Here is a 14291-nt window from a genome sequence, read left to right on the forward strand (position 1 = left end):
CTACAGCATCCGTTCGACGCCGACCGTCACGAACAAACCGATCACCGCGCCGATCAGGGCGAACACGCCCGCATATTGCAGAAGGTCAAGCCGATTGCCACCGCGCCGCTTGGCGGTCATAGCGCCAATGATGGCACCAACAATCAATCCAATAAGAACAAGCATTTACTAGCCTCCGAACCGCGGCGGACGAGGGGCGAGTGCCGCAATTTCGCGCAAACGCGCGCGCACCGTATCGTCCGCGCCGAAGCCATATCGCGCCCAGCCCAGACTGTCGAGCCGGGTCGCTTGCGCTTCGGTTCGGCGGCCCATTTGTTCCAGCGTTTCAGCGCGGATCATTAGAAGGGTGGAAAGCAACGCGGCGTTCTCTGCCCGCTCCACCGCAGGCACGGACCGGTCGATCAGGGCAAGCGCGGTATCCAAGCGCCCGGCGGAAAGCGCAAACACCGCAAGGTGCGTTGCGACATGGGCGGCGTGAAGCTGCGTGTCGGGGCTTGCCGCATAGATCGCGTTCGCCTCGGCAAACGCGGCGAGCGATGCTTCTGGGTTCTGGTTCGCGGTCAGTCGGGCAAACGAAAACAACGCGAAGGCCAGTCGGTTATCTTCCCACCCACGGGCGCGGGCGATGTCGACGGCTTCGCGTGCGGCGTTACGTCGTCGGGTGTTCCCGGTTCGGGGGCCGAGCGATGTTTCGATGGCATTGATCCATGCACGCGGTGTCGAGGCAAACGCCCGGCGCGGCTGGCGCAGCCCGCGCGGGTTAAGGCGGGCAAGGACGCCGGGCAGAACGGCAGCGGCCTGCGCCCGCGTCATACCGCTGCGCATCTCCGGGGCGTAGTAAGCGCGCAGCATCAGCATGTCGAACCCGGTCAGAACGGTATGGAAGTTATCGTCGTTGAATACGCTGTCGGGCAGTCGATAGAGGTCATTCAGCGGCCCGAGCGCTTGGGCAAGCTCTTCGTGCAGGCAGTCGCGCACCTCTTGCGGGCTGACGTCGTTCGGAACGAACACGGCGACCTGTTCGCGGGTCGTCAGCGTCGTCCAATCCGTCGTGCGCCCGCGACGGTTTCGGCGGAAGTCGGACCAGCTTGATACGCGCGGCACGACGAAACAGGCGGCCTTGGGGACGAGCCGTTGCAGCTGCGCCTGCGGCATCGCCTCAATCGTTATGTTGGCGGGTTCATCGCCGCTGACCTGCGCGATCTCGATACCCGCCTCATTCCGCAACCGCGACAGCAAGCGCCCAAGGTCCGGCCCCATGCTGGGCGGCGCGCGGCCAATAACGCGCAAGGTGATCGCGCCTTCAAAGCGGCTCATCCGGTCGAGCGGTCTGCCGCTTTCCATCTGAAAGCTAAGGTCGAGGAAATCCCGCGCAATCTCAGCGTTCGTTCGGTTCGTCGGGGCGGCGCGGCGCGGCGCAAACAACTTCATCGGTGGGAGGGGTTGTGTCGCGGCAGGGGCGCGACTTGTCCGCTCCGGCGCTCGGCCGGGAGCGCAGGCCACCAGCACCACAAGCGGGATCAGAAGGGCGACGCGCCGCATCATGCCGTCACCCGCTGGTATTTGATGAACGGCGTCAGCGTGCCGATCCGGTCGTAAAGCACGCGTGCTTCGGCGTTGAAGTCCTGCGTCATCCAATAAACGTCCGGCGCACCGGCCCGGTCTGCGGCGTCATACACAGCCTCAATCAACTTCCGCCCAACGCCTTTGCCCCGCATTTCGGGCGTCGCGTAAAGGTCCTGAAGGTAGCAGACGTTGTTAACCTTCCAGCCATGCCGATGAAAGACGTAATGCGTCAGTCCGACAAGCCGCCCGTCATTTTCAGCGACGAATCCCGAAAAATCATGCGGGTCCGACCCGAGTAGCCGTTGGAAGGTGGTTTGATACACCTCTTCCTCAACGGACGACTCGTAAAACTCCAGATACGCGGTCCACAGCGCCCGCCACTCAGCCTCATCCGACTGTCTGAGGGGGCGGATGGCGACCGTCATCTCTCGCCCCGTGCGATGAAGGCCAAACGCTCAAACAAATGCACATCCTGTTCGTTCTTCAAAAGCGCGCCGTGGAGTTTCGGAAGCGCCGACGCACCGTCGCGTTTCAGATCCTCGGCGGTCAAATCCTCGGCCAACAGCAGTTTCAGCCAGTCGAGCACCTCAGACGTCGACGGTTTCTTTTTCAACCCGGCCTGCTCGCGGATTTCATAGAACTGCGTCAAGGCCGCCGCCAGCAGCGACTCCTTCAGCCCCGGATAGTGGACATCGACGATCTGCTTCATCGTTTCCATGTCGGGGAAGCGGATGTAATGGAAGAAACAGCGCCGCAGAAACGCGTCGGGCAGTTCCTTTTCGTTGTTCGAGGTGATGATGACGACAGGGCGATGCTTCGCGCGGATGGTTTCGCCGGTTTCGTAGACATGGAACTCCATCCGGTCGAGTTCCTGCAGAAGGTCGTTCGGAAACTCGATATCGGCCTTATCGACCTCATCGATCAGCAGAACCACACGTTCGTCCGCCTGAAACGCCTGCCACAGCTTGCCCTTCTTGATGTAGTTCGACACATCCTGAACTTTCGGATCGCCAAGCTGGCTGTCGCGCAGGCGGCTGACGGCGTCATATTCATACAAACCCTGCTGCGCCTTGGTCGTCGATTTGATGTGCCATTCGATCATCGGCATCTTCAGGCTGTCGGCGACTTGCCGCGCAAGTTCGGTTTTACCTGTGCCCGGTTCGCCTTTGACAAGCAGGGGGCGTTCAAGTGTAACGGCGGCATTTACCGCAATCGATAGGTCTTCTGTTGCGACGTAAGAGTCGGTGCCAGTGAATTTCATCTTTTGTTTTCGGGGCCTAGTTGGAAAAATTTCACGTAACACTACCACATGGAAACTTTGCTTCAACTCATTGCAATCCGGTAGTGACAAACAGTTTGGATTGGATTAGAGCACTGCCGAGAGAAGAGGGTGCCGGATGTCAAAATCACATTCAGAGATAGCCTCCGGCAAGTTGAAGGGAGCAGGTATGAAAGCTGAAGTTTTCCTGCCAGACGACTACAGCCCGGCTGAAGACGAACCGTTCATGAACGATCGCCAGCTGGAATATTTTCGTCGCAAGTTGAATACGTGGAAAAATGAACTGATGGTCGGCACCAAGGATACCCTTGAGGGCCTTCAGGACAGCACGCGTAATATACCCGATGTCGCGGATCGCGCGTCAGAGGAAACAGATCGCGCCTTGGAGCTCAGGACGCGGGATCGTCAGCGCAAGCTGGTCGCCAAGATCGACGCGGCCCTGCGGCGCATCGAAGAAGGCGAATACGGCTATTGTGAAGAGACGGGGGAACCGATCTCTCTCAAGCGGCTGGACGCACGCCCGATTGCCACGATGAGCCTTGAGGCGCAGGAGCGTCACGAGCGGCGCGAGAAAGTCCACCGCGACGATTGATCGTGATGAATTGCAAGGTTTGGGGGGCGCCGTGGCAAATGCCGGGGCGCCCTTTATTTTTCTGATAGGCCGGAAAGGCAGAAGATGAGCATCGACGGCAGAAAAATCACCGTTCTGGGCGCAGGGATCGGCGGGCTGACGGCGGCCATCGCACTCGCCCAACGGGGCGCACGGGTTACGGTGCTGGACCAGGCGGAAAAGATCAAAGAGGTCGGCGCGGGGCTTCAGGTCAGCCCGAACGGGGTCGCGGTTCTGAAAGCGCTTGGACTTGGTGAAAAACTGGCGGAGATAGGCGTGCGCGCCGAAGCGGTTGCGCTTCTTAACGGTCGGGACGGGCAGGGGGTCTTTGGCCTCGACCTAATGGCGATGGAAGGCGCGGGGCCGTATTACTTTGTTCACCGCGCGGATCTGATCGCGATGCTACACATCGCGGCACATGATGCGGGCGTCACGCTGCGGCTGCTGCACCAGATCACCAAGATCGATCTAACGGATGATGGCGGTGCGGTCTGGCAGACGGCGCAGGGCGCGAAGGGCAACGCGGATATCCTGATCGGCGCGGATGGTGTCCGGTCGATCACGCGTGGCGTTCTGAACGAACCCCGCACACCCTATTTTACCCGGCACGTCGCATGGCGCGCCATTGTTCCCGCCCGCGGGGATGAGCCTGAAGTTGCGACGGTTTTCATGGGGCCGAAGCGGCATATGGTAACCTATCCACTACGCGGCGGAACGCAGATGAACATCGTCGCGGTCGAGGAACGGACCGAATGGACCGACGAAGGCTGGTGGCACAAGGATGATCCACAGAATATGCGCGCGGCTTTTGCCGGGTTCTGCCCTGATGCGACAGCGCTTCTGAACCGGGTCGAGGAGGTGCACCTGTGGGGCCTGTTTCGCCACCCGGTTGCCGAACGCTGGCATAGGGGCCGCGTTGCTTTGCTGGGTGATGCGGTGCATCCGACGCTGCCGTTTCTGGCCCAGGGCGCGGTCATGGCGATGGAGGATGCGTGGGTTCTGGCGGATTCGCTCGCCAATGCGGAGGATGTGGAATCCGGTCTCACCCGCTATCAGCACCGTCGCCACAGACGGGCGGAGCGTGTGGTCGCCGCGGCCAGCAAGAATGCGCAGAACTACCACATCAGCTTTCCGCCATATCGCGCCTTCGCGCATGGTTTGCTGCGCGCGACCGAACGCTTCGCGCCGGGCCTTGCGTTGAAGAAGTTCGATTGGCTTTACAGCTACGACGTGACCAAAGCCTGACCCGCGTCAGGCGGCGAGGTCGACCCAAACCGGCACGTGGTCCGACGGTTTTTCCCGCCCGCGAATGTCGGCGTCGATTTGGCAGTCCAGCAGCAGATCGGCGCATTGCGGTGTCATCAAGAAATGGTCGATGCGGATGCCGTCATTCTTGTTCCACGCGCCCGCCTGATAATCCCAGAAACTGAATTGCTCCGGCTGCTGGTTTCGGGCGCGGAACGCTTCGGTAAAGCCCAGATTGACGATCCGCCGCCACGCCGCGCGGCTTTCCGGTCGGAACAATGCGTCATCGGCCCACGCCTCTGGCTGTTTGGCGTCTTCGGGTTGCGGGATAATGTTGTAATCGCCTGCCATGAGCGCCGGCATTTCCTCTGCCAACAGCGCCTTCGCCCGCGCCTCAAGCCGTGCCATCCAGGCGAGTTTGTAGTCGTATTTCGGCCCCGGCGCCGGGTTGCCATTGGGCAGATACAAACCGCACACACGAACCGCACGGTCGCCAACGACGGTCGCTTCGATCCAGCGGGCCTGTTCGTCGGAATCGTCGCCGGGTAACCCACGGGTTATGTCCTCCAGCGGCAGCTTTGACAGGATGGCGACTCCGTTGAACCCTTTCTGCCCGTGGGTCTCGACGTTGTAGCCCCGATCTTCGAACATTTCGCGGGGGAAATTCTCATCAACCGATTTGATTTCCTGCAATAGCGCGACGTCGGGTTTCGCTTCGTCCAACCAATCGCCAAGCGCACCGACCCGCGCCTTGATACCGTTGATGTTGAACGTCGCTATTTTCATCGATTCGCCTCCGCTGGTCCCAAACTGCGTTTTGATCCAAGGGCATACAACCCCAGCCGCTTTGGACCGCGAAATTTTTTCACGCGATCTGTAAAACACCTATCTAAATGGATAGGTTTTGCGGTTTTCTGACGCGCCTCGCGCAAATCTTGCCCTTAATTCCGCCCCAAATCACCCCGAAAATTACAGCAAGCGGTTAATCGGCGACCAAGCCGAAGCCCGAATAGCGATTTTACGAGAGCAGTCAGAACAAATGCCCACGACCTACAATGACCAAGCCCTTGGCGGCAATTTTGACCCCGGCGCACCGCCGGGTTTGCCCGCTGCCGTAACGGTGATTGGGATCACTATTCTCGATTTTGACGATGACGGGTTGATCGAAGCGAACGGCACCGATCAGGTGAACGGCAGCAATGTCACGCGGGTGTGGGTTAACGATACGGTTACGATTGACGGAACAACGATTACGGGCGTTACGTTCTATACCGCCGATGGCAGTCGCTATTTCACGCCAAGTGACGGTTCTGTCCTGACGCCCGGAACGGCGACAGCAACGACATTTGTAAACACGAGCACCCAATTTCCGGTCGCGAACCTCGGCCCGCCCTGCTTTGTCGAGGGCACCTTGATAACCGTTCCCGGCGGTACCTGTGCGGTCGAAGACCTCAAAGTCGGCGATCTGGTTGAAACGATGGATCACGGCCCGCAGACGATCCGCTGGGTCGGTAGGCGGACGGTCGGCGGTCTTGGCCGCTTTGCGCCGGTTCGCATCGCGGCCGGGGCGCTTGGGAATGAACGCGATCTTTACGTCTCCCCACAACATCGGATGATGCTGGAAGGTTGGCGTGCACAGTTGTTCATGGGAGAGGATGAGGTTCTATGCCCCGCCAATCGCCTGTGCAACAGCGACAAAATCAACCGCGCCCCATGTGAAAGCGTCACCTACTGTCACTTCATGTTCGACCGGCATGAGGTTGTTTTTGCTGAAGGGTCGCCCACCGAGAGCTTTCTGATCGGACCGGCGAAAAACGATGACGAGGGCGCGCTGGTGACGGAATTGCGAGAGCTTTTCCCCGAGATCATCGAACACGGCTGGCATGACGAATCTGCACGCCCCATCGCACGAGGGTTCGAGGCCGCGATGCTGCTTGGCTGACTACATCGAAAAGCTGGTGCCGCAGCCGCAAGAACTGCTCGCGTTTGGGTTTTCGACGACAAACCGTGCGCCGATCAGTTCTTCGGAAAAATCAATCACTGCATTTTCAAGAAACGGCAGCGATACGCTGTCCACCACGACTTTCTGCCCTTTTCCTTCAAGGATCAGGTCATCGTCGGCGGGTTCGTCAAGTTTGATGTCATACTGAAACCCGGAACAGCCGCCGCCTTCGACCGCGACGCGCAGCGCTTTGGCGCTGTCGCTGCCGTCGTTGATCTCTGCCAGACGCTCAAACGCGCGGTCCGTCACTTTGGGGGGGAGGGTCAGCTCCATATCTTTCGCGCCTCATGCGTTTCAATCCAGTGTCAGGCGTAATATAAGGACGCCAACAACAGGCGACAACAGGCAGTCAGATGCGCGCACCCTATGCTTCTGATCCTGCATCGGCCCGGGGACGGCTGTATGCAGAGGAAGAAAGCGCGTTCCGCTCATGCTTTCAGCGTGATCGGGACCGGATCATTCATTCTTCGGCTTTCCGCAGGCTCAAACACAAAACCCAGGTGTTTGTTGAGCATGAGGGCGATTATTACCGCACCCGCCTGACCCATTCGATTGAGGTGGCGCAGGTCGCGCGGACAATCGCAGGGGCGCTGAATCTGAATGCAGAGCTGACTGAAGCTGTCGCGCTGGCCCATGACCTTGGCCATCCGCCCTTTGGCCACACTGGCGAAGACGCGCTGCAAGAGCTGATGGCGCCCTATGGCGGCTTTGACCACAACGCGCAGGCGATCCGCATCGTGACCTCGCTGGAAAGGCACTATGCCGAATGGGACGGCCTGAACCTGACATGGGAAACGCTGGAAGGCATAGCCAAGCACAACGGCCCGGTGACGGGCGATCTGCCCTACGCCTTGGCGGACTACAACGCACGCCATGATCTTGAGCTTCACACCTACGCGAGCGCCGAGGCGCAGGTTGCGGCCCTTGCCGATGACGTGGCCTACAACAACCACGATCTGCATGACGGCCTTCGGGCAGAGCTTTTTTCGACCGATGAGCTGGCTGAACTTCCGCTGTTAAAGGATTGTTTTGCAAGAGTTGATCGCAAATACCAAGGGTTGAATTACTATCGCCGCCGACACGAAGCGCTCCGCCGGTTTTTCGGTGTGTTGGTTGAGGATGTGATCAACGTCAGCCGCGAAAACCTTGCCGATCTTGGGCCGCAATCGGTCAGCGATGTTCGTGCCGCCGGACAACCGATGGTGCGGTTTTCCGACCCGGTTTTCGCGGACCTGAAGGTGATCCGCGAATTCCTGTTCCACCGGATGTATCGCGCACCCGAGGTTGTCGAGATGCGCAAAGTCGTTACCGCTGCCGTCAAAGATCTGTTCCCGCTGTTCATGGCGCAAACCGACCTGTTGCCAAAGCAATGGCGCAAGGATGTGGCCGAGGCCGCAGACGAAACCGCGCTGGCGCGGATCGTTGCGGATTACATTGCCGGGATGACCGACCGCTTTGCATTACAGGAACACGCGCGCCTGATGGAGTGAGCGTCCATCAGGCGGTCGGACGGGAGAGGAGCGGAACGCCCGTCTAGGGAACCGGAAAGATCTTTACGGGCGCAGCGGGCGCACCACCCCCGCCAGAGCTTGCGGCGGCGGCCAGCAGGACGATCAGGATCAACGGAATGATGATGCCGCCGGACGACGATGCGACCGCTGCGGTCTCGCGCGCGATAACTTCTTCTTCCATGACCGGTGACACAAGATTACCCGCTGAAACAGGTGCCGAAATAAGGGTTGAAAACACGAGGGCGGTTACAAATTTACTAGGTAACTTCATTATAGGATTCCTTCGGTACTAATAGTCCGTATCGCCCAACCTATGGCTGGGATTACGCAGGGTGAACCTGTCTTTTTGGCCTTGTTTTATTGGGCAATACGCACACACCACTTGGCTCGCCACTGCAACTAGCAGGCGATTTTTGGGGCCACGAATAGGCTGGCCAGTCTTCAGAAATAGTCGGGGTGAAACACTTTGCTGGGCTCAGCGAGCAATCTGAAATTGCACGCGTCACACAGCGATTAAATCTTCATACTCTTTAGTTAGACAGCCCCCCGACCTTGATGATGCTTTGTATTTACCTGACGTTAGGTCCGCGCCGATTTTTAAGTCAAACGCTGGTCGGAAAAGTCGGCCATTTCCCGCACAATCGGCGGGTTTTGTCCTGAGTTTTCCCCCGTATGTAAGATTGGCACATGTTGGGGTTGCGTCGAGTTCCGGCACTACCCGGAATGCGTCTGTGCTACGCGGGGAACAACAGCGGTCCGACGCGAATCGTTATGCTGCGATAGCGACCGATTAGCGAAGCCCCGTTGACCTCTCCGTGCCTCGTGTTAAACCGCCTCGAACCCCAACGAGGCCAACAAGATGAACCTGTTTTCCGAAATCCGCGCTGTCGTGGTCGATAATCTGAACGCAATGGTTGCGGACGGCACGCTGCCCGAGGGCTTGAGCTTTGATAACGTCGCGGTTGAGCCGCCGCGCGATCCGGCGCATGGCGACATGGCGACGAACGCCGCGATGGTGTTGGCGAAACCGGCGGGTATGAAGCCCCGCGGCATCGCGGATACGCTGTCGGTGCGTCTGGCAGAGGATGGCCGGGTTGAGACCGCCGAGGTCGCTGGCCCCGGCTTTCTGAACCTGCGGCTGTCACCCTCTGTCTGGCAGGGGATCGTCAAGGCGTCGCTGGTCGATGGGGATGCGTTCGGTCGCTCGGACCTCGGGCAGGGGCGGAAGGTGAATGTTGAGTATGTCTCGGCCAACCCGACGGGACCGCTTCATGTCGGGCATACACGTGGCGCGGTCTTTGGTGACGCGCTGGCGAGCTTGCTTGATTACGCAGGCTACGATGTCACACGCGAGTACTACATCAACGACGGCGGCGCACAGGTCGATGTGCTCGCCCGGTCGGTCTATCTTCGGTATCTCGAAGCCCACGGGCAGGACGTCGCGTTTGAGGATGGCACCTATCCCGGCGATTACCTGATCGCGGTGGGTGAGGCGCTGAAAGACAAAGTTGGCGACGCCTATATCGACAAGGGCGAACAGTTCTGGCTGTCTGAGGTGCGCGAATTCGCGACCGAAGCGATGCTGAAACTGATCCGCGCTGACCTTGCCTCGCTCGGGGTTGAGATGGATGTGTTTTATTCCGAAAAATCGCTTTACGGCACGGGTAAGATCGAAGCGGCCCTTGCCGCGCTGACCGAAAAGGGCTTGATCTACGAAGGCGTGCTGGAACCGCCGAAGGGCAAGAAGCCCGACGATTGGGAACCGCGCGAACAGACTCTGTTCAAGTCGACGGAACATGGGGACGATGTCGACCGCCCCGTCAAGAAATCCGACGGCGCGTGGACCTATTTCGCGCCCGACATCGCGTATCACTACGACAAGGTGACGCGGGGGTTTGATGAGTTGATCGACGTCTTTGGCGCCGACCACGGCGGTTATGTGAAGCGGATGAAGGCGGCGGTTTCGGCGCTGTCCGCCGGTCAGGTGCCGCTTGATGTGAAGCTGACGCAGCTTGTCAAACTGTGGAAAGACGGTCAGCCCTTCAAGATGAGCAAGCGGGCAGGCACCTTCGTAACCCTGCGCGACGTTGTCGATCTGGTCGGCCCTGACGTGACCCGGTTCGTCATGCTGACCCGGAAGAACGACGCGCCGCTGGATTTCGATTTCGACAAGGTGCTTGATCAATCGAAGGACAACCCGGTCTTTTACGTTCAATACGCCCATGCCCGCGTCTGCTCTGTCCTGCGTAAGGCGGCGGAGGCCGGGATCGACGTATCGGACGCCACGCTGGCCGCCGCGGACCTTTCGAAGCTGGACCATGAGGCAGAGCTGGCCCTTGCCAAAAAACTGGCCGAATGGCCCCGTCAGGTTGAAATCGCCGCACGGACGCATGAACCGCACCGGATCGCGTTTTTCCTTTATGACCTCGCATCGGAATTCCACGGGCTTTACCATCTTGGAAAGTCGGAGTCCGGTCTCCGGGCGCTTCAGGAAGACGATCCCGCCACGTCGCAGGCAAAAATCGCGCTGATCCGGGCCGTTGCCGTTGTTATTTCTGCAGGTCTTGGTATTCTTGGCGTAACGCCGGTCGAAGAAATGCGCTGACAACAAGCGCTGCGCGACCGTCGATGAGGCAGGCAAGAACGACCGATCCGCGAATGGATAGGGCAGTGAGGCAGGTATGGCGGACGTTGAATTTGATCACATCGAAGAAGATGAGGGTGGCCAGCGGCTGTCCCTTTTGAACTGGGTTGGCGCACTGATTTCCATCAGTCTTCTGGCCGGACTGGCCGTCTGGGGCTACAAGCTGGCCGTCCGGGACGTGACCGGCGTGCCGGTCGTGCGGGCGCTTGAAGGGCCGATGCGCATTCAGCCGGAAAACCCCGGCGGGCGTCAGGCCTCCTACCAGGGGCTTGCAGTCAACAACGTGCAGTCCGACGGACAGGCGGAACCGACGGCAGACACCCTGATCCTGGCCCCGGCGCCGATCGACCTGATCGCTGCGGACCAACCCATCCAGGCGACGCGACCCGCCTCCGTCACGGTCGAGGAACAGCCCGACGAGGAGACGGCGGTTCTCGCATCCGCGCAGGTCAGCCCGTCGGAGGTTACGGATGTCGATGCACTCGCCAACCAGGTCGCGGCAAGTGTGACGACCGAACTCGCGCAGGACGCCGCCGCTGAAGAAGGCGACACCGTCGAGATCATCGCGGCGTCCGTTCCCGGCGTATCGAAATCCCCGCGGCCCAAGCCGCGCCCGGAAGGCGACTTTGTCGCCCGTGCCGCCGCCGCGGCTGAAACCGTCAGCGCACCGGCCGGCGAAACGCAGGAGGTCGACGCATCGTCGATCCCGGCCGGCACAAGGTTGGTCCAGCTTGGCGCGTTCGACACCCCTGACATGGCCCGAGAAGAATGGGCGCGGCTTGTCGGTGGGTTCGGTGACTATTTCGAGGGGAAATCCCGCGTCGTGCAGGAAGCGACAAGCGGTGGGCGCACCTTCTATCGGCTTCGCGCCATGGGCTTTGACGACCTGAGCGATGCGCGCCGGTTCTGCTCGGTCCTGCTGGTGAAGGACGCCGCCTGCATCCCCGTCGAAGTCCGCTAAGCATGGGGCAGGGCGCCGCGATCTTCGGTTGCGCGGATACCGCGCTTGGCCCCGAGGAACGCGCGTTTTTCAAGCAGAGCGATCCTTGGGGCTTCATCCTGTTCGCCCGCAACGTCGATACGCCCGACCAGTTGCGCAGGCTGACCGGTGATCTGCGTGACGCGGTTGGCCGGAACGCCCCGATCCTGATCGACCAGGAAGGCGGGCGCGTCGCCCGGATGCGCGGGCCGCACTGGACGGAGTGGCTGCCGCCGCTTGACCAGGTTGCCGCGAATCCTGCCAACGCCACCCGCAGCATGTATCTGCGCTATCGCCTGATCGCGGCGGAGCTGCTTGCCGTCGGCATCGACGTGAATTGCGCCCCCTGCGCCGACGTGGCCCATGCTGATACTCACCCCGTGCTGCACAACCGCTGCTACGGCGATGATGCGGCGACGGTGACGAAGGTGGCGAAGGCCGTCGCCGCTGCCCATCTCGACAGCGGCGTGCTGCCGGTCATCAAGCACATGCCCGGCCATGGTCAGGCAACAAGCGACAGCCATCACGACCTGCCACATGTCACGGCCCCCGCCGATGATCTGGAACAGCGCGATTTCGCACCCTTCCGAGCGCTCGCCGACCTGCCCATGGGGATGAGCGCGCATATCGTCTTTGAAACCTTCGGCGAAACCGGACCCGCGACGACCTCGCCCGCAATGATCCACCGCATCCGCGATGATATCGGCTTTGGCGGATTGCTGATGACGGACGATCTTTCGATGAACGCCCTGTCGGGGACGGTTGCACAGCGCAGCCGGGCCGCGCTCGACGCAGGGATCGACGTCATCCTGCACTGCAACGGCGACCTTGCCGAGATGCGCAGCGTTGCGGAAACCGCCGGGGAAATGACCGAGATTGCGCAAAGCCGCGCCGACGCTGCGCTTCAACACCGCAAACCGCCTGCGCCCATTGACATCGACGAGGCGACAGCGGAACTTAACGCGCTTCTTGGGGTGCGTTTGGATGGTTGAACAAGTGGTCGACGACAGGTTCGAAGATGCCGGCGGCGATGAAAAATCGCGGGTCGAGGCGCGTCTTGCCGCCGAAGCCCTGATCGTCGACGTTGACGGCTTTGAAGGGCCGCTTGACGTGCTGCTGATGCTTTCGCGCACGCAGAAGGTCGATCTGCGCACGATCTCGGTTCTTGAACTCGCGCGGCAATACCTGGCGTTTATCGACCGGGCAAAATCGCTCAGGATCGAACTCGCCGCCGATTATCTAGTGATGGCCGCATGGCTCGCCTTTCTTAAATCGCGCCTGCTGCTGCCCCCGGACCCCAGCGAAGAGGGTCCGTCCGGCGAAGAGCTTGCCGCGCACCTCGCCTTCCAACTGGAACGCTTGCAGGCGATGCGGGATGCCGCGGCGCAGCTGATGGCAAGGGATCAGCTAGGCCGCGATTTCTTTGCGCGCGGCGTGCCCGAAGACGTGATGCGAGTCAGGAAAACCTCCTACACCGCAACGCTTCTTGATCTGATGCAGGCCTATGCCCGCATCCGCACCCGCGACGATTTCCGCCCCTTCACGATGGATCGCGAAGCGGTGTTCACGATGGAACAGGCGCTTGAGCGCATGCGGGGCCTGATTGGCTTTGCCGGAGACTGGACCGAACTTGGCAGCTATCTGCCCGAAGGCTGGGAAACCGATCCCGCGAAGCGGCGCAGCGCGACCGCATCGACATTCGCCGCGACGCTGGAACTTGCCAAGGAAGGCAAGATTGATATCAGACAGGGCGAAATCTTTGCCCCCATCCAGATCCGAAGGAAAGCCGCCAGAGATGGCTGAAAAGCACCCCAATGACAGCTTGTTCGAAGCCCCGCCGATGGCCGAACAAGAACGCATGGTCGAAGCCGTGTTGTTCGCCAGCGCCGACCCGGTGACAGTCAAGGATCTGGAAGACCGGATGCCGCATGGCTGCGACGCCGCCGAAGCGTTGGTGCATCTGCGCAAACGCTATGACGGACGCGGCGTTCAGGTGATGCGCGTCGGCGACGCTTGGGCGATGCGCACGGCGGGCGATCTTGGGTTCCTGATGCAGAAGGAAACGGTCGAAACGCGCAAGCTGTCCCGCGCCGCCGTCGAAACCCTTGCCATCATCGCTTACCATCAGCCTGCGACCCGGGCGGAGATTGAGGAAATTCGCGGCGTCTCCGTCAGCCGTGGCACGATCGACCAGTTGCTTGAGATGGAGTGGATTCGCTTCGGCCGTCGCCGCATGACGCCGGGCAGACCGGTTACATATGTCGTGACGCAGGGGTTCCTCGACCACTTCGGGCTGGAAAATGCGCGCGACCTTCCGGGTGTGAAAGAGCTCCGCGCCGCCGGGTTGCTGGAGAGCCGTCCACCGCCGGGGCTATTGCCAGGTGGGCCGGAGAGCGACGCGGATGAGGATGACGAGGTCGTTCGCGGCCAAAGCGAACTATTCGAGGACGAATGA

At 60.6% G+C, this 14291-nt stretch carries 15 protein-coding genes and 1 pseudogene; 9 read left to right on the plus strand and 7 right to left on the minus strand.

Annotation, left to right across the window (positions count from 1 at the left end; translation table 11 throughout):
- From ACEWPJ_RS07645 to ACEWPJ_RS07660, 4 genes are read right to left on the minus strand one after another with little or no spacing between them, the layout of a single operon-like run.
- Nucleotides 1–165, minus strand: a complete 165-nt coding sequence (locus ACEWPJ_RS07645; protein ID WP_416512173.1) for a hypothetical protein — start codon at nucleotides 163–165, stop codon at nucleotides 1–3.
- A 3-nt stretch (nucleotides 166–168) separates the two neighbouring features.
- Nucleotides 169–1542 carry a DUF2927 domain-containing protein gene (locus ACEWPJ_RS07650; protein ID WP_416512174.1) on the minus strand — a complete coding sequence of 458 codons (1374 nt, stop codon included), beginning with the start codon at nucleotides 1540–1542 and terminating at the stop codon, nucleotides 169–171.
- On the minus strand, nucleotides 1542–1991 hold the full coding sequence (locus ACEWPJ_RS07655) for a GNAT family N-acetyltransferase (RefSeq protein ID WP_416512176.1): 450 nt from the start codon (nucleotides 1989–1991) through the stop codon (nucleotides 1542–1544). The genes ACEWPJ_RS07650 and ACEWPJ_RS07655 overlap by 1 nt, the downstream gene beginning before the upstream one ends.
- Entirely contained in the window at nucleotides 1988–2827 is an 840-nt protein-coding gene (locus tag ACEWPJ_RS07660; protein WP_416512177.1) for an AAA family ATPase, read from the minus strand. The genes ACEWPJ_RS07655 and ACEWPJ_RS07660 overlap by 4 nt, the downstream gene beginning before the upstream one ends.
- A gap of 187 nt (nucleotides 2828–3014) precedes the next feature.
- On the opposite strand from ACEWPJ_RS07660, the gene dksA reads away from it, so the two are divergent.
- Both dksA and ACEWPJ_RS07670 read left to right on the plus strand, forming a co-directional pair.
- Nucleotides 3015–3437, plus strand: coding sequence for an RNA polymerase-binding protein DksA (gene dksA, locus ACEWPJ_RS07665; RefSeq protein ID WP_416512179.1), 423 nt, complete (start codon nucleotides 3015–3017; stop codon nucleotides 3435–3437).
- Between the two features lie 84 nt (nucleotides 3438–3521).
- Nucleotides 3522–4700, plus strand: a complete 1179-nt coding sequence (locus tag ACEWPJ_RS07670) for an FAD-dependent monooxygenase (RefSeq protein WP_416512181.1) — start codon at nucleotides 3522–3524, stop codon at nucleotides 4698–4700.
- Between the two features lie 6 nt (nucleotides 4701–4706).
- Here the strand turns inward: ACEWPJ_RS07670 and xth are convergent, their stop codons facing one another.
- On the minus strand, nucleotides 4707–5486 hold the full coding sequence (gene xth, locus ACEWPJ_RS07675) for an exodeoxyribonuclease III (protein ID WP_416512182.1): 780 nt from the start codon (nucleotides 5484–5486) through the stop codon (nucleotides 4707–4709).
- 253 nt (nucleotides 5487–5739) lie between these two features.
- Here xth and ACEWPJ_RS07680 point away from each other — a divergent pair, with 253 nt between their 5' ends.
- Nucleotides 5740–6642 carry a Hint domain-containing protein gene (locus tag ACEWPJ_RS07680; protein WP_416512184.1) on the plus strand — a complete coding sequence of 301 codons (903 nt, stop codon included), beginning with the start codon at nucleotides 5740–5742 and terminating at the stop codon, nucleotides 6640–6642.
- On the opposite strand, the gene ACEWPJ_RS07685 is transcribed toward ACEWPJ_RS07680, so the two are convergent.
- The gene (locus ACEWPJ_RS07685) at nucleotides 6643–6969 is read right to left on the minus strand and encodes a HesB/IscA family protein (RefSeq protein WP_416513022.1); all 327 of its coding nucleotides are present in this window, start codon (nucleotides 6967–6969) and stop codon (nucleotides 6643–6645) included.
- An 80-nt stretch (nucleotides 6970–7049) separates the two neighbouring features.
- On the opposite strand from ACEWPJ_RS07685, the pseudogene ACEWPJ_RS07690 reads away from it, so the two are divergent.
- A pseudogene (locus tag ACEWPJ_RS07690) lies at nucleotides 7050–8192 on the plus strand (deoxyguanosinetriphosphate triphosphohydrolase); the annotation flags it as partial.
- 43 nt (nucleotides 8193–8235) lie between these two features.
- Here the strand turns inward: ACEWPJ_RS07690 and ACEWPJ_RS07695 are convergent.
- Complete coding sequence (locus tag ACEWPJ_RS07695; RefSeq protein WP_416512185.1) at nucleotides 8236–8484, minus strand: hypothetical protein; 249 nt, start codon at nucleotides 8482–8484, stop codon at nucleotides 8236–8238.
- Nucleotides 8485–9072: 588 nt separating this feature from the next.
- Here ACEWPJ_RS07695 and argS point away from each other — a divergent pair.
- The 5 genes from argS to scpB all read left to right on the plus strand — a co-directional run bounded on the left by argS (nucleotide 9073) and on the right by scpB (nucleotide 14291).
- The gene (gene argS / locus ACEWPJ_RS07700) at nucleotides 9073–10818 is read left to right on the plus strand and encodes an arginine--tRNA ligase (RefSeq protein ID WP_416512186.1); all 1746 of its coding nucleotides are present in this window, start codon (nucleotides 9073–9075) and stop codon (nucleotides 10816–10818) included.
- Nucleotides 10819–10894: 76 nt separating this feature from the next.
- Nucleotides 10895–11818, plus strand: a complete 924-nt coding sequence (locus ACEWPJ_RS07705; RefSeq protein ID WP_416512187.1) for an SPOR domain-containing protein — start codon at nucleotides 10895–10897, stop codon at nucleotides 11816–11818.
- A gap of 2 nt (nucleotides 11819–11820) precedes the next feature.
- Nucleotides 11821–12828 carry a glycoside hydrolase family 3 N-terminal domain-containing protein gene (locus tag ACEWPJ_RS07710; protein WP_416512188.1) on the plus strand — a complete coding sequence of 336 codons (1008 nt, stop codon included), beginning with the start codon at nucleotides 11821–11823 and terminating at the stop codon, nucleotides 12826–12828.
- Complete coding sequence (locus ACEWPJ_RS07715; RefSeq protein WP_416512189.1) at nucleotides 12821–13639, plus strand: segregation and condensation protein A; 819 nt, start codon at nucleotides 12821–12823, stop codon at nucleotides 13637–13639. Before ACEWPJ_RS07710 ends, ACEWPJ_RS07715 begins: the two co-directional genes overlap by 8 nt.
- On the plus strand, nucleotides 13632–14291 hold the full coding sequence (gene scpB, locus ACEWPJ_RS07720) for an SMC-Scp complex subunit ScpB (RefSeq protein WP_416512190.1): 660 nt from the start codon (nucleotides 13632–13634) through the stop codon (nucleotides 14289–14291). Before ACEWPJ_RS07715 ends, scpB begins: the two co-directional genes overlap by 8 nt.

This window comes from Aliiroseovarius sp. YM-037 (assembly GCF_048060095.1).
In the GTDB taxonomy this organism is placed as follows: domain Bacteria; phylum Pseudomonadota; class Alphaproteobacteria; order Rhodobacterales; family Rhodobacteraceae; genus JBLUOA01.

What these genes read in the sequence shown, in the direction of transcription:
- ACEWPJ_RS07715 (WP_416512189.1), top strand. Translation starts at nt 12,821, where the DNA reads ATGGTTGAACAAGTGGTCGACGACAGGTTCGAAGATGCCGGCGGCGAT.
- argS (WP_416512186.1), top strand. Translation starts at nt 9,073, where the DNA reads ATGAACCTGTTTTCCGAAATCCGCGCTGTCGTGGTCGATAATCTGAAC.
- ACEWPJ_RS07650 (WP_416512174.1), bottom strand. Translation starts at nt 1,542, where the DNA reads ATGCGGCGCGTCGCCCTTCTGATCCCGCTTGTGGTGCTGGTGGCCTGC.
- xth (WP_416512182.1), bottom strand. Translation starts at nt 5,486, where the DNA reads ATGAAAATAGCGACGTTCAACATCAACGGTATCAAGGCGCGGGTCGGT.
- ACEWPJ_RS07670 (WP_416512181.1), top strand. Translation starts at nt 3,522, where the DNA reads ATGAGCATCGACGGCAGAAAAATCACCGTTCTGGGCGCAGGGATCGGC.
- ACEWPJ_RS07695 (WP_416512185.1), bottom strand. Translation starts at nt 8,484, where the DNA reads ATGAAGTTACCTAGTAAATTTGTAACCGCCCTCGTGTTTTCAACCCTT.
- dksA (WP_416512179.1), top strand. Translation starts at nt 3,015, where the DNA reads ATGAAAGCTGAAGTTTTCCTGCCAGACGACTACAGCCCGGCTGAAGAC.
- ACEWPJ_RS07680 (WP_416512184.1), top strand. Translation starts at nt 5,740, where the DNA reads ATGCCCACGACCTACAATGACCAAGCCCTTGGCGGCAATTTTGACCCC.
- ACEWPJ_RS07710 (WP_416512188.1), top strand. Translation starts at nt 11,821, where the DNA reads ATGGGGCAGGGCGCCGCGATCTTCGGTTGCGCGGATACCGCGCTTGGC.
- ACEWPJ_RS07655 (WP_416512176.1), bottom strand. Translation starts at nt 1,991, where the DNA reads ATGACGGTCGCCATCCGCCCCCTCAGACAGTCGGATGAGGCTGAGTGG.
- scpB (WP_416512190.1), top strand. Translation starts at nt 13,632, where the DNA reads ATGGCTGAAAAGCACCCCAATGACAGCTTGTTCGAAGCCCCGCCGATG.
- ACEWPJ_RS07705 (WP_416512187.1), top strand. Translation starts at nt 10,895, where the DNA reads ATGGCGGACGTTGAATTTGATCACATCGAAGAAGATGAGGGTGGCCAG.
- ACEWPJ_RS07645 (WP_416512173.1), bottom strand. Translation starts at nt 165, where the DNA reads ATGCTTGTTCTTATTGGATTGATTGTTGGTGCCATCATTGGCGCTATG.
- ACEWPJ_RS07660 (WP_416512177.1), bottom strand. Translation starts at nt 2,827, where the DNA reads ATGAAATTCACTGGCACCGACTCTTACGTCGCAACAGAAGACCTATCG.